This window comes from Bacillus sp. Medicinal_06, assembly GCF_056711665.1.
In genome coordinates this window covers 19,518-39,102 of record NZ_JBWYHD010000022.1, presented here as the reverse complement: position 1 = coordinate 39,102, position 19,585 = coordinate 19,518, and the positions used below count along the sequence as shown (strand labels likewise).

Annotated in this window: 13 protein-coding genes and 2 pseudogenes; 7 read left to right on the top strand and 8 right to left on the bottom strand. The window is 34.9% G+C overall.

All coding sequences use genetic code 11. The features are described from left to right. Window positions 1-147: 147 nt before the first annotated feature. Window positions 148-1,131: an alpha/beta fold hydrolase gene (locus AC1M36_RS26600; protein WP_336454622.1), complete on the bottom strand. Its 984-nt coding sequence runs from the start codon at window positions 1,129-1,131 to the stop codon at window positions 148-150. Between the two features lie 533 nt (window positions 1,132-1,664). On the opposite strand from AC1M36_RS26600, the pseudogene AC1M36_RS26595 reads away from it, so the two are divergent. Further along, window positions 1,665-2,324, top strand: a pseudogene (locus AC1M36_RS26595) (HAD family hydrolase). Between the two features lie 390 nt (window positions 2,325-2,714). Here AC1M36_RS26595 and AC1M36_RS26590 read toward each other — a convergent pair. The 3 genes from AC1M36_RS26590 to AC1M36_RS26580 all read right to left on the bottom strand — a co-directional run bounded on the left by AC1M36_RS26590 (window position 2,715) and on the right by AC1M36_RS26580 (window position 5,469). Continuing rightward, window positions 2,715-3,641 carry a carbohydrate binding domain-containing protein gene (locus AC1M36_RS26590; protein ID WP_479846416.1) on the bottom strand — a complete coding sequence of 309 codons (927 nt, stop codon included), beginning with the start codon at window positions 3,639-3,641 and terminating at the stop codon, window positions 2,715-2,717. A 425-nt stretch (window positions 3,642-4,066) separates the two neighbouring features. Further along, on the bottom strand, window positions 4,067-4,582 hold the full coding sequence (locus AC1M36_RS26585) for a DinB family protein (protein WP_479846415.1): 516 nt from the start codon (window positions 4,580-4,582) through the stop codon (window positions 4,067-4,069). A 200-nt stretch (window positions 4,583-4,782) separates the two neighbouring features. Next, entirely contained in the window at window positions 4,783-5,469 is a 687-nt protein-coding gene (locus AC1M36_RS26580; RefSeq protein WP_479846414.1) for an IS6 family transposase, read from the bottom strand. Window positions 5,470-6,103: 634 nt separating this feature from the next. Here AC1M36_RS26580 and AC1M36_RS26575 point away from each other — a divergent pair. The 3 genes and pseudogenes from AC1M36_RS26575 to AC1M36_RS26565 all read left to right on the top strand — a co-directional run bounded on the left by AC1M36_RS26575 (window position 6,104) and on the right by AC1M36_RS26565 (window position 9,658). Further along, window positions 6,104-6,316 carry an alpha/beta-type small acid-soluble spore protein gene (locus AC1M36_RS26575; protein WP_431613508.1) on the top strand — a complete coding sequence of 71 codons (213 nt, stop codon included), beginning with the start codon at window positions 6,104-6,106 and terminating at the stop codon, window positions 6,314-6,316. Between the two features lie 1,078 nt (window positions 6,317-7,394). Then, window positions 7,395-8,047: pseudogene (locus tag AC1M36_RS26570) on the top strand (IS6 family transposase). 243 nt (window positions 8,048-8,290) lie between these two features. Next, a complete protein-coding gene (locus AC1M36_RS26565; RefSeq protein ID WP_420792391.1) occupies window positions 8,291-9,658 on the top strand; it encodes an alkaline phosphatase in 1,368 nt (455 codons plus the stop codon). 139 nt (window positions 9,659-9,797) lie between these two features. On the opposite strand, the gene AC1M36_RS26560 is transcribed toward AC1M36_RS26565, so the two are convergent. Beyond that, window positions 9,798-11,234 carry an IS4 family transposase gene (locus tag AC1M36_RS26560; protein WP_336454586.1) on the bottom strand — a complete coding sequence of 479 codons (1,437 nt, stop codon included), beginning with the start codon at window positions 11,232-11,234 and terminating at the stop codon, window positions 9,798-9,800. A gap of 271 nt (window positions 11,235-11,505) precedes the next feature. On the opposite strand from AC1M36_RS26560, the gene AC1M36_RS26555 reads away from it, so the two are divergent. Continuing rightward, window positions 11,506-12,378, top strand: a complete 873-nt coding sequence (locus AC1M36_RS26555) for an aminoglycoside phosphotransferase family protein (RefSeq protein WP_336454585.1) — start codon at window positions 11,506-11,508, stop codon at window positions 12,376-12,378. Window positions 12,379-12,585: 207 nt separating this feature from the next. Here the strand turns inward: AC1M36_RS26555 and AC1M36_RS26550 are convergent, their stop codons facing one another. Next, a complete protein-coding gene (locus tag AC1M36_RS26550; protein ID WP_336454584.1) occupies window positions 12,586-13,041 on the bottom strand; it encodes a hypothetical protein in 456 nt (151 codons plus the stop codon). Between the two features lie 297 nt (window positions 13,042-13,338). On the opposite strand from AC1M36_RS26550, the gene AC1M36_RS26545 reads away from it, so the two are divergent. Next, complete coding sequence (locus AC1M36_RS26545) at window positions 13,339-14,025, top strand: IS6 family transposase (RefSeq protein WP_479846413.1); 687 nt, start codon at window positions 13,339-13,341, stop codon at window positions 14,023-14,025. Between the two features lie 885 nt (window positions 14,026-14,910). On the opposite strand, the gene AC1M36_RS26540 is transcribed toward AC1M36_RS26545, so the two are convergent. Further along, entirely contained in the window at window positions 14,911-16,347 is a 1,437-nt protein-coding gene (locus tag AC1M36_RS26540; protein ID WP_479846412.1) for an IS4 family transposase, read from the bottom strand. Window positions 16,348-16,621: 274 nt separating this feature from the next. Here AC1M36_RS26540 and AC1M36_RS26535 point away from each other — a divergent pair, with 274 nt between their 5' ends. Beyond that, the gene (locus AC1M36_RS26535) at window positions 16,622-18,526 is read left to right on the top strand and encodes a matrixin family metalloprotease (RefSeq protein WP_479846411.1); all 1,905 of its coding nucleotides are present in this window, start codon (window positions 16,622-16,624) and stop codon (window positions 18,524-18,526) included. Between the two features lie 312 nt (window positions 18,527-18,838). Here the strand turns inward: AC1M36_RS26535 and AC1M36_RS26530 are convergent, their stop codons facing one another. Next, window positions 18,839-19,360 carry a hypothetical protein gene (locus tag AC1M36_RS26530; protein WP_336454455.1) on the bottom strand — a complete coding sequence of 174 codons (522 nt, stop codon included), beginning with the start codon at window positions 19,358-19,360 and terminating at the stop codon, window positions 18,839-18,841. Window positions 19,361-19,585 lie beyond the last annotated feature (225 nt).

The window sequence follows — 19,585 nt, the reverse complement described above, 5'->3', positions numbered from 1 at the left end:
ACGAAGTCTTCAACCAAACTTCGTTTTTTCGACGTATAACGCATTACATGAATTATTAATAGTTTCATAAAACTGGTCCACAATATTCTCCATCTCTTTATGTCTTCGGAAACTTTGCAACAGAACCTCCCTTCATCATGCAAACCTTCATTTCACTATTTTATTGATAAATTCCTGAGAAAGCTTATATATTTCATTAGCCTGATATAAATAAATGCTGTGTGTCCCCCTCAATTTTATAACATCTGCTATTTCAAGTTGTTCTGCAAATTCTTTATAATCTTTGTAATGTTGTTTTGTATATTTCGAGTTTTTATTTTGATCAGCAACTGCCTCTAAAAATAATATAGGTGTTTCTTTTGGTATTGGAAGGTTAACAGATTTTTTACTGTTTTCGTAAGAATGTAAGAGCTCTTCTTTCATATCAACATTAAAAAACTGTTTATACGATATTGCTTTATAAATTTCTTTTTCCTGTTTAGTTAAAAAAGATTGTCGAATCACTTCAGGATTATAAGTAGCAGAAGGTAGAAGTCGATGAATACCCATTTCCGTTAAAATATTCATCCCTTTTATTTTTAATGTTGACTTATCCACTTCGCTTTTATATTTCACATACTGCTGAGGTAAACCAATATCTAACGCAATAATTCCCTTGATTTCCCCCGGATATTTTTGTGCCCAATAAATAGCCTCTATTCCCGATATTGAATGCGGAACTAAAATATAAGGAGGTTTATTTCCACTTTTAATAAGTGCTTCTCTCGTTTGTTCTAATATTTTATCAATATCCCTTCCATCGTTAAAAACATCACTGTTCCCATAACCAGCTCTTTCTACTACAGCAATCCTATTTTCTTTTGAAAACTTACTATATACCCCTTTCATTTCATAAACAGGAGCAGCAATCCCAGAGCCAGCCATAAATACATATGTATCCTTACCGTTTCCCTCACTATAAACATTCATTTTTTTATTATTAATCTTAACGATTGTTCCCTTACCTTTAATAAGATCTGATTCCTTACTTAATTGATTGTTATGGTATATAAAAACAGATGCTAATATAAGTAAGATAACCGCAATAAACATAATAAATATATTCTTTAATACTTTAGATAATTTTCTCATGGGGTTCTCCTTTCAAGTTATATTGAAAGGATACGATATAAAAATAAATTTCCAATAAATTTTATAGTAAATAATTTTTCTTCTTTGTTTCTAAATAGAATTCAATTGTTCAGCTCGAATAGTCAAGATAATATTCTTTTTAACTAGAGATTTAATCACTTTTCAATTTCAGATGTTCTTTTTTGGACACCTCCTATGGTAATCATAACCAAATGAGGTGAAGCATCACAACTTTTTTACAAGCGTCATGACTTTATTTCAAAGAAGCATAAATTGGCCAAAACGTTAACTATCCTATTTTTTATGCAAAATAGATAGAATAATCAGATATTAAAAAATTGTCCATTATGTATATAATGTGATTAATGAAATGTGTTTTTATTAGTTAGGGGACAAAGCCCACAGCGGGAGGCGTAAAAAGGGTTTAAGAGGTGAAGGGTGATGCGTGTACAAGAAGTGATACTGGAAGATGGAAAGAGATACATATTAGTAGATGAGAAAGGCAGTGAAGTTATTTGACTGATTATAATGCAATGCTATTTGATTTGGATGATACCTTACTTAATAGGGATAACGCAGTAGATAAATTGTTTTTAATTATTTTAGGGAAGTGTTATGGGGATATTAAGCGTTCAGTCAAAAACGAAATGTTGCAGAAGTTTAGGGAATATGACCAAAGAAGCTATGGCGATAGTGACAAAGTAAAAGTTTTGGAATCATTTTTTGATGAATTTCCACCAAAATATAGATTGCCAAGCAATGAAATTCAGGATTTTTGGAATAATAATTTTCCACGTTGTTTTCCTATAGACCAAAATACTATAAATATCGTAAACACTATAAAGAAGCATGTTAAAATTGCAATTATTACAAACGGTTCAACTCAGAGACAAAAAGCTAAAATAATGAACACTAATTTAAATAGTTGTTTTGATATAATAATTATTTCTGAAGAAGTGGGATTTAATAAACCTGACAAACGCATATTTGAATTAGCATTAAATAAGCTTAATGTGCAACCGGAAACGGTATTATTCGTTGGAGACGATCTAGAAAGGGATATTGGTGGTTGTCAAAATTCAAATATAAAGGGCATATAGTTCAATCCTTATATGATCAAGAATGATACTGAAATAAAACCATATGCCGAGATCAATTCTTTTAATAAATTACTAAGTTATTTTACATATTAAGCATTTTCGTTAATCCGCTAACGGGCGCTTTAATAAAAGGAGAGAATATATTAGTCATGTATAATATGTGCTCTCCTTTATTTTTAGGGATTTTTATAATTTAGGTCTTGATAACAAAACGGTCAACTTATGCTTCCAGGATTTGAAGAATATTTTTAATGTTGCCTTTAAATAAAGTTGCGACTTTTAGGGATAGTATCATATTGCCATCAATTTATGAAATTCATTGTTCCTCAAAATGAAAAAACGAGCTGAATTCCCATAAATAAATGTAGAAAGAACAAACTTCGTTTTGGATACATTTCAAAGTCTCGAGTCGACAGGCATATGGCGGCTCATTTCTAGAATTGTTTTCATGTGTCAATGATAGAAATATATTTTTTATTATGGCTACTTTTCAACTAGTACGATATCATCAAGATTGACATCAAAGCTGAACGCAGCAAGATGATAAATGTAGAATTCACTTGAATTAATAGAATTTGGAGTAGTAAATTCGACCGATTTTTGTTCATACTGTGAGGAAGTAAATTCCAAATCAGCTTGGCCTCTTCCATTAACCCCTACTGATACCCATACTTCTGAACCAGGAGTATTTGCTTTTCCAGATGCGGACAGTATGTATGTAGTATTAGGCTTCAAAGTTATGAATCCACTAATATATCCACCGTATGATGCGTTTAAATGAAGTCCCTTAGAATTATTTACTCCTGCATGCTCTTCAATATTGTATTTTATATTGCCCCATGGTTTAAGAGGTTCTAAACTTGAATTGTGGTCAAAATCCATATTTAAAATATAAGATTTCTCCTTTTCCTTTAATTGTACATTATCAAACTTAGCCCTCCCATTTGCTGTAGAAGCAAGTTTGACAGCAAAGTTTGACACATCCTCCTCTGTTTTAAACTTCATCTCATGATGTTCTGGCTTAAATCCTGTATACTGCTTCTTTGTTAATGGAACTATTTCTTGAGTGGCATTCAGATTACCTACTGTTACTTCTGCTGGAGAACCTATACTTCCCGCTACATCAAATGTTAATGTATATTCTGTATGCGGCTTTACAGTAACAAGCTGATAGGCTGTGTCTGCATGTATTAATTTCAGATAATGATTGCCTGGTTCAGAAGTGCCGATATTCTCGGTAGAAGAATTAGGATTAGATAAAATCCAGTTATTTAGCCCCTCCTCAAAATCTCCATTCTTAACTTGTTCATTTGCAGATGGACTATCTGCCGATACAATACCTGAAAAACCTATACTGGCACTTAATACAATTGCTGTAGAAAATACTCCTATACCGATTTTTTTAAACAATTTCTTCATCTCCTTTGATCAGATTAAAATTTATTTTTTCATACTTTCTATATATTTGGATAAACCTTCCAAAGAACAACTTTATTAATAAATGATTTATAGGTTATTTTCAATTGAAGGATCTTCAACATATACAAGGACACCTCGCTCAAATTGAACGGATAAAGAAAGCATATCAAGAGAGCAAAGTGACCTATTAACTAACGGAAGCGTCAGTTCCACTTGCTCGTTTATTAAGGTTATTAGTATCAATTTGACCAAACATTATTCCAAAGCTACATTAATAAAACACACGACAAGCTTATGGGTTAATAATTAACTCACGGCCAATTTATGCAATTCCGTTGAATAATTAGATAATCACCTACAAAAATAAGTGTTTTCTGGCCAACTTATAGGTAAAGTGACAAAATGGACAGAGATTTTCACATTCCAACTTCACAAAGTAATTTAATCTCTTTTATTTGTTCAATGTGACGTTGTTCATGCAAATATATCAGTTCTATCCATTGATCAAGAAGTAATTCTCCCAGAGCAGGGTGCTTCACTGCTTTTTTTGCTAATATGGATACATCTTCTATTGTACTAAGAAAAGTCATCAATTTTTTTCTCGAATCGTTTAACAAATCAATCATTTGGTGAACTTCAAATGCTTCTAAGCTTGGTTCAAGAATTTCTGGAGCTGTAAATTTTTTCGTTCTATCTAATAATATAGAGTGAATTTCTTGACGCTCTTTTTGGGTACTATCAATCTCTTTTAATCCAGAGGAAATAACTTTTATAGCCCTCTCATCTAATAAGACTAAGTGATGACAAACTTGTGCTATACTCCATTTATTCATATCTGGTTTACTATTGAATTGAGCGTCACTCAATAAAGTAATCTCCTCTAATAGGTTATTTCTCGTTTCATAAAACTTGTCATTTACAAATTTGTTCATGAGATTTCTCCCTTCACCTGAAAGTACATACTTAGATTCCTATTCTGTATATATTCTCTACGATACAAAATTTTTCCTTCACCACTCTACGTTAAGGTGGGTAGTAACAGCTACCCTGTCACCACCACTCCTATTTATTAGTTCGGTTCTGTTGCAAAGTTTGAAAAAGCATAAACAGGTTGGTAAATGAGGAGCAATGTTTAAGAAGTAGCTAATAATCGTTGAAGTTCATTGTACGTTGAAAAGGCGGAGTCTCTTTGAAGACTTCGCTTTTGTTTATATAGGGCATGAATAGTCTCGATACCTTTTATCGTACGTGAAGCATGGCGAAGATTTTGAAATCCTGCAGATTTGGCAAAACGTCTCTTTACATGCCTATGATCCTGTTCAATAAGATTGTTTAAATGTTTGATTGTACAATGGATGGTAGTTTGATAAAGTCCTTGTTTTCTTAATTTGTTAAATGCGTAAAGTAATGCCGGCGCTTTGTCTGTAGTGAGAACCGTAGGTTCTCCAAAGTGTTTTACTAATCTTTTCATGAAGGCATAGGCAGCTTGATGATTCCGTTTTTTACGAAGTTGAATATCCAATGTGTGTCCATCTTTATTAATTGCACGATAGAGATAACGCCATTCTCCCTTAACTTTGATATAAGTCTCATCCAAATGCCAAGATAAGCGCGCAGATTTATTTTTTACTTTCCAAATTTGATAGATGAGATTGCCATATTCATGAACCCATCGCATGATGGTTGTTGGGTGAACTGAAATACCACGTTCTTTCAGGATTTCAGATACATCGCGATAACTTAAAGAAAAACGACAGTAGTAGCCGACGGCTACTAAAATAATATCTTTCTTGAATTGTTTTCCTTTAAAATATCTCATGTCTGATTCTCCTAGATCCTGTTTTCTAGAGTGTAGCTTCATGTAGAAAACTTTGCAACAGAACCCGAATATGCATTTCATATCCCATGTAAATTTACCACATATTTCAATAGGACTTACAGATTGCTCTTCAAAAAAATTATAACTCACATTTTGTAAAAAATATACAATTTTCAACCCTTTCAAAAATATATGGTCAGAATGTTAGTGACTTACATATATTCAAGAATTATATGTAGTGATAACAAGAAATTCATTTTATTATAGAATATTAAACATGCATATAAATATAGATATATCTGTAAGAATGGAATTTTCTAGTAATAAAACGCAATAAATTGTTTTGTTTTCTTAATTCACGAAATATTCAAAATTAAAATCCTCAAATGTTAATATTTGTTATATAATGAACTTGTCACACCAGTCATTAAGTAGTTCCCGATTGTGTCTATTGAAATATGTTTTGTTACCCTTGCTTTCATTAAAACAAAAAGAACTTGTAGTGATTCCTACAAGTTCTTTTTGTTTTTCTTATTGAATTGGAACAGAAACTTTCAAACATCCATTTACCATAAAAAGGAATAATTATTTTTCCATGTTTCGTAGCATATTAAAACCGTAGGAGGTGATACATATGGTTAAAAAGAATAACAGAAATAATAATGAAGTATTGGTTCAAGGTGCTGAGAACGCAATTGATCAAATGAAATATGAAATTGCACAAGAATTTGGCGTACAACTTGGTCCAGATACAACATCTCGTGCAAACGGTTCTGTTGGTGGTGAAATCACAAAACGTTTAGTAGCTATGGCGGAACAACAACTTGGTAGAGGATTCATTCATTAATTTCACCTAAAGTTATTAAAGGTTACAGTAAGTTGTAGCATATATTTTTTTACCTGTATTTAGTTTATAAATTTAGATACTTCACGATAAGCATTCAAAGGTTCTGTTGCGAAGTTTTGTTAGTTTTCATTTTATCTTTGCACCAGAACCGTTTAAATGCCTTTAAACAAACGCTTGATTAAACACTTATGAAATGTATTAATATGGTTATACCTTTGCGAATGTTTTTTTGAGCTAAATTCTCATAAATAACTGTATAAAAGTAAAGTTCTTGTTTTGGGCATTTAATTTCGTTAGGCTGATGGCTACGGGGCGCGACCCTTACTTAATATTTTTTTTGTAAAATCATGTACTTTTGGATTAGATTTTATAGTATTCATTATAAATTAAAGATACGTTTCTATTAGAAACTCTCCTTATAAAGACTGTACTCCCATGGAGGAGTCTCAACCTTTTTCAGAGCACTCACTCTAATGTGAGTGCATTTTTTTGGCAGACAAGGACTGGAACGCTTCTATCAACATCCAGCAAGGAGAGCGATTAGGGGGTCTGTTGCAAAGTTTTAAACGCCCCCAAAATATAGAATGAAAATACAATTGTTCCGAATAAACATTATAAAATATACAAGAACATGTATCGTATACTCATTATTTTTGGTTATTTTTCAACTTTGTAACAGAACCCAATGCAGTTATCTTGAGGTTTTGGACTAAAATGAATTTTCTAACACTTGATATTTTTTTGTAAAATCATGTACTTTTTGATTAGATTTTGTAGTATTCATTATAAATTAAAGATACGTTTTTAGTAGAAGACTCTCCTTATAAAGATTGTGCCCCATGGAGGAGTCTCAACTTTTTTCAGAGCACTCACTCTAATGTGAGTGCATTTTTTTGGCAGACAAGGACTGGAACGCCTCTATCAACATCCGACAAGGAGAGCGATTGCGTTAGTAGAATCATATATAGAGCAAGAGACAGGCTCGATAGCTAAGTAAACTTCATACGGTTCTGGTGCAAAAAATATCTTAAACTTGAACATACTGATACTACTACTCTAAAAAAGGGGCATAATCAGTATGGGAAACCAAAATTTGTTCAAATGGAAACATTATCAGCCTGATGTTATCTTATTAACGGTAAGATGGTACCTACGGTACAACTTAAGTTTTCATGATTTGGTGGAAATAATGGAAGAACGAGGCCTATCGATAGTTCACAAAACAATTATGCGATGGGTTCATCAATATGGTCCTGACTTAGATAAGAGAATCCCGTGTCATCTCAAACAGAACAATGACTCGTGGAGAGTAGATGAAACATACATAAAAGTAAAGCGCAATGGATGTATTTGTATTGTGCAGTCGATTCAAAAAGGAATACCATTGATTTTTACTTAAGTAAAAATAGAAATGCCAAATCAGTCAAGCGCTTTTTCAAAAAAGCCTTGTCTTTTTCGCACGTATCCAATCCTCGTGTCATTACTGTAGATAAGAATCCAGCTTATCCAGCAGCATTTGAGAAGTTAAAAGAAGAAAAAAGATTTCAGAAGGCATCCAAATAAGGCAAGTGAAATATCTTAACAACATTGTGGAACAGGATCATCGGTTCATTAAGAGGCGAGTCCTTTCTATGTTAGGGTTCAAGTCTTTTGACACAGCTCCATCCATTCTTTCGGGAGTAGAAGCCATGCATAGGATCAAAAAAGGAACAGATTGATTTACGGGATTAGTCTGCCCAAAATCAAAAAGTATTTATCCATCAATTGTTTGAGCTTGCAGTATAAGATATGATTCCGCTAGGAGTATATGCGCTTTATTCTCTTTTATTTTTGCACCAGAACCAAAAAGTTTTGTTTTTGCAAAATGAAATATGTTATGAATATTTTTTATATTGATTTGTATAGAAAAAGTAATATAAATTAGTGATGATAAATTGGAACAAATTTTGAGGGGGATTTAATGTGAAAAAGATTATGAAGAAAGCAGGCCCATTATTAGCATTATCAACTTTAGTATTTACTTCTGCTGTAGGGTGTAGTGTGGTAGGTTCGAATGAAAAAGTTGCAGAGGCTAGCAGGGCAAAAATTAAAAATGTAATTGTTTTAATTGGGGACGGGATGGGTCCTTCTTCCATGGTAGCGTACCGTTATATGAAAGACAATCCAAATACAAAAGCAATGGAGAAAACATCATTTGATCAATATTTCGTTGGAACACAAATGACATATTCAGAAGATGCGCATGAAAATATTACAGATTCAGCTTCAGCAGCAACAGCGATGTCTACAGGAATTAAAACATATAATGCAGCAATCGCGGTGGATAATGATGAACAACCAGTAAAAACAGTATTGGAACAAGCGAAGGAAAAAGGAAAAGCAACCGGTTTAGTTGCGACTTCTGAAATTACAAATGCAACGCCAGCGGCATTTGGTGCACACGATGTAAGCCGTAAAAATATGAATGAAATTGCGAATGATTACTTTGATGAAAAAGTGAAAGGTAATCATAAAGTAGATGTTCTTCTTGGCGGTGGTGTAGATAATTTTGTACGTGATGACCGGAACTTAACAGAGGAGTTTAAAAAAGCTGGTTATAGCTATGTAACAAATCGTGAACAATTATTAAATGACAAAAATGAGCAAGTGTTAGGTTTATTTGCACCAAGAGGTTTAGATAAAGCGATTGACCGTGGTACAGAAATACCTTCCTTAGAAGACATGACAAAAGCAGCAATCGACCGTTTAAAGAAAGACAAAGATGGTTTCTTCTTAATGGTTGAAGGTAGCCAAATTGATTGGGCTAATCATGATAACGATGTAGTTGCAGCAATGAGTGAAATGGAAGACTTTGAAAAAGCATTCAAAGCAGTGATTGATTTCGCAAAGAAAGATAAAGAAACGTTAGTTGTAGCTACTGCAGATCATTCTACAGGTGGTTTCACTGTTGGAGCAAATGGCAACTACAACTTTGACGCAAATGTTTTAAAAGCAGCAAAACGTACGCCAGACTTTATAGCAAAAGAAATTGCAAATGGTGCAAGTGTAGAAGAAACATTAAAAGTGAATGTTGATTTAGAGTTTACACCTGAAGAACTTGCATCAGTAAACGAAGCGGCTCTAACAAAAGACGTAAAGCAAATTGATAATGCAATTGAGAAAATCTTTAATGTACGCTCTTATACAGGCTGGACGACTGATGGTCATACTGGTGAAGATGTAGGTGTATATGCATATGGACCAGGAAAGCACGTATTCTCTGGTTTACAAGAAAATACAAACTTAGCGAAACGTGTATTTGATAGTATTGGTGGCGGTGACCCTAATAAAGGTCGCTATTAGGGATACTGCCACATGCCCATCAACTTAAGAACAGAAACAAAATGAGCTTTCGTTCAAATACACTAAAAAACTCCTAGAGTACTTTTTATCTTTAAAAATGAGCATATCAAATAAACCTAGATAAGTATCTTTTTTAAAATTATGCAGCTTTCTTTTGTTTTTTTAATCCATTATACTCATAGACAACACCCAAAATATCAAAGACAGTTTTCTTCTCATATCGATGAGATTTCCGTCCATTCTTCTGTAGGAGGTTGAACAGGCAGACTAGGATCTTTGTTATTTCTTGGGTGTTTTGCTGTATAGTTTGATATAAAATGTGTAAATGATCTTGAATCATTCCAATTGCTTTATATTCACTTAATTCTTGTTTCTTCTTTTGTAAAATTAATTGGCGCATCTTAAACATAGTAGAAGAACATAAAAAAATGGCAATGAGTTTTCCATAAACATGATATTCTAATGGCTCTTGTTTAATATTTTGCCAATGATGAATTTGAAATAGAGATTTCCAAGTTTTAAAAATGATTTCAATTTGCCAACGGAGAGAGTAAAAATCATGAATTTGTTCCATCGGAATAATCTCCCAAGGTGTATTGGTAACATATGGGTTTATGCCAGATAATCGCTTGCTTTTTTCCGAATATGTAATGCCCTTTTTACTTTCCGTATACATTTGTTTTTTCATACGCTCACGAAGTTGTTTTTCTGTTAATCGATACATAATCACCCGAGTGAATAGTTTTTTATCCTTTCCAATATAAGCGTCTTTTATTTCATAGACCTGTCCTGGTTTTAAGGTATTCATAATGTGTTCTAAATCAACTTTGATGTACTGAGACTGTTTTTTTACTGTCCCATTTCGAAAGTATTCAGGAAACTCATTTTTGATATACACCATATTATTTAATTTCAGCCGCGATATATAATATACCCCGCGTTGGTCCATTTGATCTAAATCGTCCAGTGAATAATAACCCAAATCTCGAATACAGAGGTCGCCAGGCCGTAATGTCGCTAAACATTCTGTTCCAAAGGTTTTATCATTATTCTTCCCTGGTTCAACTTGAAAATTTAAAAACTGCCCACTATGTAAATCATATTCTAATTGAATTTTTATACCCGCTGTTTGTGCACAACCACCTGACCCAGGGTACACACTAGCTAAATGTTTTGGCACTTGGAAAATCGTTGCATCTAAAATACGAATTCGTTGAAAATAAGCGATTGAAGAGCTTGGAATCACTGATGTTTCACAAATTTTACTTTTTAGCAATGTAGAGAAAATGTGTTTTAAAAAGCAAACAGCTTTTTTATTGAAACACTTATTGAGTCCTTCTGGACTCATGAGTGTTCCTGTAACAGCATGAAATTGACTACACAGTCTCACTAAAGAATCACTCGCTACTCGTTGACTAATCCAAACACATATAGTAGCTAAATCATGCCCTGAAAATTTACGTTTCCGTTGTACAAAACCTAGTTCTCTAGCGAGATTTTCCAAAAATGAAGGAGTAAGATGTTCATATAATTCTTCAGCAAATAATTGTAGTTCACTCTGAATCGAAAGATTCATAAAAAACACCATCCTTTCTGTATATTTCTACAAAAAGAATAACGTTTTTTTGTATTTAAGGGTATTAAAATCTCTTAAGTTAAGGGGGATGTATGTTGACCCCTATAGGAGTTATGTTACAATTTAATAAATTAAGAAAAATCAATTTATTCAGGTGTGACTGCATTTTATAATAAAAAAGTGTGGCTTTTTGACTTTTGGTGTACGGAGCATTATTATAATTTTCCACCAATAAAAGTTTATGTCAGAGCTACCAAGGAGAGATCATACGATGTCCGAGAAGATGCATGCTGACGAATTGGAAATTGAAGAACGACTTGTGCGTCGTTTGCTTGTCGATCAGTTCCCCCGCTGGGCAGAGTTGCCCCTTCGTAAGGTAGAGCCAGTTGGAACGGTAAATACCGTTTTCCGACTTGGCGACGAATATTCCATTCGGCTAGCGAGAAGGGAAGGACCGACGACACCAGGAGGACGCGAGTTCTTATGGCTATCAAAACTCGCGCCATTAGTTCCGCTTGAAATCCCTGTACCTATCGCTCAAGGGCGCCCCAATAACGAATACCCATGGTTTTGGGAGATACATTCGTGGCTGAGGGGTGAAACGGTGCCGATAGAGGCGATTGACGAGATTCAGGCAGCACGCGATCTCGCAGGGTTTGTCCTAGCACTGCAACAAGTCGATCCAACGGGAGGGCCGTTAGGACGCGGCATTCCTTTGGCCCAACGGGACAAGGACTTCCGATATTGGCTAGCACGATTTAATGGCGATCCCGCGGTGTCTGCTGTATGGGAGTCGGCTCTTTCTGCGCCTACATGGAACGGTCCTCCTGTTTGGCATCACGGCGATCTAGATGTGCGTAACTGGCTCGTGCGTGATAAGCGTATCAGCGGTGTGATTGATTGGGAGACAATGGGCATAGGTGACCCTGCGTGTGATGTAATGGTCGCGTGGAAGTTGCACTCGCCAGAGGCGCGCGATGTGTTCCTTGATGCTATCCGTACGGACGATGCTACATTGGCAAGGGCCCGCGGATGGGTCGTATCACAGGCGGTTGCAATCCTTACCTACTATACGCCGCAAAACAATCCAATTTTGTACAATGAGGCGAAATCCTGGCTAGATCTAGTGCTAGTTCAAAAGTAATTCAGTGATTTTAAGAGTGAAACATATCTCAGTTATTCATATTCAACGGGCTTATTCAGAAAGCGAGAGAACCATAAAAACGTTATCTTTTCAAGTATTTTACTGAAAGAATAACGTTTTTTTCATTTTGGGGGAAATTCGTCTCCTTAAGTTGATGGGCATGTATGGTGACCCCTATTATGCTAATTTATATGGTTGCTATTACAACTAAAATACTCTAACTTTCCATCCATACTCCCCACCTCTTGTATCTGAAGGAGAATAGATTTTAACTTTATAATTTCCATACCCATAAGAATTTAAATTCACATTTAATTTGTAGCTATCAGCTCCAGAAGTATATACCTTAGAAGGATAAAGCGTTTTTCCATTAGGTGTATACACTTTAAATTTAAGATCAGTATTTAAAATAGTATTATCTAACCAAAAGTTAACTTCATCACCCATACTGCTGCTAATATTGTATGTTATACTTTGGCTTGACGAATCATTTGGAAAAGCAAAAATTCCATCTTCAAGAATAACCGAACTAGCAAGACCTTGTACATTAGAAACAGGATTCTTCGATTCTTCAGCACTCGCATTTGTCGTAAACATACCTAAACCACCAAATCCAATTGCAGTAGCTAGTGCAATTCCTACAAATTTTTTCATCTTTTTCATTTAAAATACCTCCCAATATTTTTTTGTAAGGTTTATTATCCTGTACAATTTACAGTTTATGATACTTCAATTAGTAGAACAATTTAATTATTTATATAATAACCATAGTTTTAACCTATGATATAATTTGCATTATCTTAAGTTTCTGTAGAATTCATATAGAAACATGACGAAGATTTTGAAATCCTGTGGATTTGACAAAACGTCTCTTTTACATACCTATGATCCTGTTGGTTCTGTTGCAAAGTTTTCTACATGAAGCTACACTCTAGAAAACAGGATCTAGGAGAATCAGACATGAGATATTTTAAAGGAAAACAATTCAAGAAAGATATTATTTTAGTAGCCGTCGGCTACTACTGTCGTTTTTCTTTAAGTTATCGCGATGTATCTGAAATCCTGAAAGAACGTGGTATTTCAGTTCACCCAACACCCATCATGCGATGGGTTCATGAATATGGCAATCTCATCTATCAAATTTGGAAAGTGAAAAATAAATCTGCGTGCTTATCTTGGCATTTGGATGAGACTTATATCAAAGTTAAGGGAGAATGGCGTTATCTCTATCGTGCAATTAATAAAGATGGACACACATTGGATATTCAACTTCGTAAAAAACGGAATCATCAAGCTGCCTATGCCTTCATGAAAAGATTAGTAAAACATTTTGGAGAACCTATGGTTCTCACTACAGACAAAGCGCCGGCATTACTTTACGCATTTAACAAATTAAGAAAACAAGGATTTTATCAAACTACCATCCATTGTACAATCAAGCATTTAAACAATCTTATTGAACAGGATCATAGGCATGTAAAGAGACGTTTTGCCAAATCTGCAGGATTTCAAAATCTTCGCCATGCTTCACGTACGATAAAAGGTATCGAGACTATTCATGCCCTATATAAACAAAGGCGAAGTCTTCAAAGAGACTCCGCCTTTTCAACGTACAATGAACTTCAACGATTATTAGCTACTTCTTAAACATTGCTCCTCATTTACCAACCTGTTTATGTTTTTTTCAAACTTTGCAACAGAACCCTAAAAACATAGGCTTACGCCTACCGCCATTCATCTCCCACCTAAAATTGGTGTTTCACACCTTCCCATTTTAGAGGAAGGAATCTTCTGTCGGATAAGCATTACACTCTTCTATAGTATGTAAGTCTTTTAAGTCCAAGTATCCTAAATCACGTGGTTCGGGTGCAAAAAATGATACATTACCAAATTCGTTTTTTTTGCACTAGAACCTGTTAATTTATATGTAGTCAATATTCCTATTGTTAATTCATTCTTTTCTATACTAATTACATATTATTTTCAGAGTGATAGTGTCAGTATATTCGAAGTTGAGAGATTCAATGCAGTTATCTCAAGATTTTGGACTAAAATGAGTTTTCTAATACTTAATATTTTTTTGTAAAATCATGTACTTTTTGATTAAATTTTGTAGTATTCATTATAAATTGAAGATACGTTTCTATTAGAAACTCTCCTTATAAAGACTATACTCCCATGGAGGAGTCTCAACCTTTTTCAGAGCACTCACTCTAATGTGAGTGCATTTTTTTGCAGATAAGGACTGGAACGCTTCTATCAACATCCAGCAAGGAGAGAGATTATGTTAGTAGAATCATATAGAGCAAGGGACAGGTTCGATAGCTAAGTAAACTTCATGCCGATAGGTACGATGACCTTAGAAGCTCTTCTTTAAGTGAAGTGTAGATGGAGGGAAGTTCACATGCCCATCAACTTAAGAACAGAAATAAAATGAACTTTCATTCAAATAAAATAAAAAACTCTTAAAACACTTTTTCTCCTTAAAAATGAGCATGCCAAATAAACCTAAATAGGTATTATTTTTAAAGATTATGCAGTTTTCTTTTGTTTTCTAAATCCACTATATTCATAGATAACACCCATAATATCAAAGACTGTTTTCTTCTCATATCGATGAGATTTCCGCCCGTTTTTCTGTAGTAGGTGGAATAGGCGGATTAGAATCTTTGTTACTTCTTGGGTGTTTTTCTGTATAGCTTGATACAGAAGATATAAATAATCTTGGATCATCTCTATTGCTTTATATTCACTTAATTCTCTTTTCTTCTTTTGTAAAAGCAGTTGACGCATTTTAAACATAGTAGAGGAGCACAGGAAAATAGTGATTAGCTTTCCATATAGTTGGCACTCTAATCGTTCCTGTTTTACATTGCGATAATGATCTATTTTAAAGAGTGATTTCCACGTTTTAAAGACAATCTCTATTTGCCAACGCAAAGTATATAATTCATGTACCTGTTCCATCGGAACCCATTCCCAAGGTGTGTTCGTCACATACACGTTTAATCCCGCTACCATTTTACTTTTCTCTGAGTACGTTCTATTTTGTGATTTTTCTTTTTCTGCGATTTTTACTTGTCGTTTTTGAAGTTGCTTTTCTGTTAATCGATTAAATATAACACGTGCAAACAGCTGTTGTTTATCACCGATATAAGCATGTTTTAATTCAAATGTTTCTCCAGGCTGTAGTTGATTTAAAATCTGTTTTACATCAATTTGTATGTATTCCGATTGTTTCTTAATTGCACCATTTTTAAAGTATTCTGGGTTCGGATTTTTCACATATACATTCGTATTCAATTTTAAACGGGAAATATAGTATGTACCTCGTTGATCCATTTGATCTAAGTCTTCCAATGAAAAATAACCTAAATCACGAATACATAAATCCCCTGGTCGTAAGGTATCTAAGCACTCTGTACCAAATGTTTTGTCATTATTTTTTCCTGGTCCAACTTGAAAGTTAAGAAATTCCCCACTGTGTAGATCATATTCTAATTGAATTTTGATTCCGGCTGTTTGGGCACATCCTCCAGAGCCTGGATATACATTCTCTAAAGCATTTGGCACTTGAAATAAAGTAGCATCTAGGATACGAATTCGCCCAAAATAAGAGAAGAGACGATTAGAAAATTGCGTTTGTTCACATATTTTTTGTTGTAACAGTAACGAAAAAATATGTTGTAAAAACAAAACTGCTTTAGCATTTAAACGTTTATTTAAGCCCTCAGGGCTGAGTAAAGTACCAGTAGCTGCATGAAGCCTGCTACATAATCGGACTAAGGGATCACTTCCTACCTGTTGACTGATCCAAATACAAATGGTAGCTAAATCTGATCCAGAAAACTTACGTTTTCGTTTTATAAATCCGATTTCTCTTGCAAGTTCTTCTAAGAATACAGGTGTAACATATCGTTGTAATTCTTCTGCAAATGGTAGTAGTTCATCTTGAATCGAGGGATTCATAAGAAAACGTCATCCTTTCTAATTTATCTTGCTTAGAAAGGATAACGCTTTTGAGTACTTGAGGGTATTAAAATCTCTTGAGTTGATAGGCATGTATGGTGAGGCCTTATAGATAAATATAAAATAGAAAGGTTTCGCTTTGGAGATTTTTCAAACGAAAATTCGATTTTGCTAAAGAATTTAAAATATTTTTTTGCTAATAATATAATTTGTAGTTCCGCAATGAACACACATTGAATTATAAACCAGATTAGTTTAGGAGGATGAACAACATATGACAAGAATAGTTCCATCAACTATAGGTCTTTCAAGAAACGCTAAAGGAGAATCTGTCATTGAATTACAAACATTTCTTCAAAAATTTGGCTATTTAAAACTTATACAAAATGAGGTTGATGTCACAGCAAGGAACACTAGCATTCCGGTAGCATCTAAAGGGGATTTTGATGCTAACACAGAAATCGCATTACAGAATTATCAAAAATTCTATGGATTACCACAAAGTGGGGAACTTGATGAGGATACTATTAAACATATGGCGCTACCAAGATGTGGATGTCCTGATAATCCTCAAGGATTATTAGCAAGTTTTACAGCACAAGGAAACAAATGGGATAAAACAAGTCTTACCTATAGATTTGTCAACTTTACTGCCGATCTATCCGAGGCAGAAGTTCGTAATGCGATCGCTACCGCATTGGGACTTTGGAGTGCAGTAACACCTTTAACCTTTACAGAAGTGACTAGCGATAATAATGCAGATATTCTAATTAGATTCGCTACAGGCGATCATGGTGATGGAGAACCGTTTGATGGGGTTGGAAATACACTTGCACATGCTTTCTATCCACCTCCTACTGGTGGAGATATTGCTGGAGATGCACACTTTGATGATAGTGAAACTTGGTCTGTTAATCTGCCCGCATCGGGTACTGATCTTGTTACTGTAGCGGCCCACGAATTCGGTCATTCACTAGGTCTTGATCACTCTACTGTTGAAGGATCACTCATGTACGCTTATTATAATGGAGCTCATCGTTTTTTACACGAAGATGATATTAAAGGTATCCAAAGTATTTATGGAAAAGTACTAACTCGGGACCCTGTTACTGTGGTATCGCGTAACCCCAACCAACTTGATATATTCATAACTGGTAACGATGGCGGTGTTTGGACTAATTGGTGGAATCCAAATGATTCATGGTGGACTCAAGACAGATTAGGGCGTATTCCAGGTGGTCCGTTTAACATGACTACACCCATCTCAGCTGTATCACGTACGACCGATCAACTTGATATATTCGCAATTGGTAACGACGGCGGTGTTTGGACTAATTGGTGGAATCCAAATGATTCATGGTGGACTCAGGACAGATGGGGGCGTATTCCAGGTGGTCCGTTTAGTATGGGCACACCTGTCACGGCAATATCACGTAAGCGCGACCAACTTGATATATTTGTGATTGGTAACGACGGTGGCGTTTGGACTAATAGTTGGAACCCTACTGATTCATGGTGGGCTCAGGATAAGTGGGCACGTATTCCAGGTGGTCCTTTTAGTATGGGGACTTCCGTCACAGCGGTGTCACGCAACCCTGACCAAATTGATATATTCGTGATTGGTAACGACGGCGGTATCTGGACTAACTGGTGGAACCCTACTGATTCATGGTTCACTCAGGACAGATGGGGACGTATTCCAGGTGGTCCTTTTAGTATGGAGACTCCCGTCACAGCGGTGTCACGCAACCTTAACCAACTTGATATATTCGCAATCGGTAACGACGGCGGTATCTGGACTAACTGGTGGAATCCAAATGACTCATGGTGGACTCAGGACAGATGGGGGCGTATTCCAGGTGGTCCTTTCAGTAAAAAAACCCCCGTCACAGCAGTATCACGTACAACCGATCAACTCGATATATTTGCAATTGGTAACGACGGGGGGGTCTGGACTAACTGGTGGAACCCTAATGACTCATGGTGGACTCAGGATAGATGGGGTCGCATTCCAGGCGGACCTTTTGACATGAATGTACCTATCACGGCGGTATCACGTACAACCAATCAACTTGATATATTCGCAATTGGTAACGACGGCGGTATCTGGACTAACTGGTGGAACCCTAATGACTCATGGTGGACTCAGGACAGATGGGGGCGCGTTTCTCATGTTTAATATGTAAATTTAAAGCAAAAAAACTGTTCTAACAAGGGGTTCTGTCCCGCCACATCACAATTAAGCTAAGAAAAGCAAATACCCCCAAAACGAGAAAATTGGCATCTCCAGGTGAAAATGTACAATTTTTTGTTTTGGGGTATTATAAAATTCTTAAGTTGATGGGCATGGGGGCATCATATCAAAAAAAGAAAATTATACGTTTAGACACAATTTGGACACAAATTAGTTGGTTCCCTGTACGTTAAGGAACCAGTTATTTATTTTACTGCTTTTTTTATGAAGTTTTTATCTCGTAATGATCTTAAATGATTAAAAATTATTATTTGTTGATTTATCATTATCTCTTTTTTTTACAACTTTGTAAGCAATCCAAATAAATAAATTACAAATTACCAGTCCGATAGAAGCTGGTAAAACGATTGATACTCCTGAACCATCACCTGCATATAAACTCCATAGAACTTTCAATATAGCAATTAAGTTAATGACAAGTATTCCATACTTCCAAGAGTGTTTCCAAAACGCATATGCTAAAGCAAACATTGTCACCGGAACCAGTGAGGACAACACAATCTTAATAAAGTTCCACTTGCCAAACAAATAATCCATTTCCATTTCCAAAAAAGCTTCCACTTTGGAATTTACTGTTGTAGGTTTTGGAAACCAAAACATACTTGTAGCTAATGCAACTAAAGTGATTATTATCCCTTTGATACTTCTTTTATAAGAAAAATAGCAAAACGGCAATAAAAATAGTGGACGAATATACCAACTCAAGATATTTTGATGTCTTTCAAACGCCCAAGTAAAAAAATCATTAAGAAAATCCACAGATAATCACCTCCTAAGTGCAGCTACATTGGTATTTGATTTAAAATGAAGAATAGCCAGTTTAATGTTAGCATGTTTTTAAACATATATTTGTAGAAACGTGTAAATGTCTATTGATATAGAAATACTCCAGGTTATTTATTGTCTTTTTATAGCATAGAAAACCCTTAGAGGTTCAGCCGAGATACATGCAATTTTAGGTTAATCACTGTAATTTATTACTAT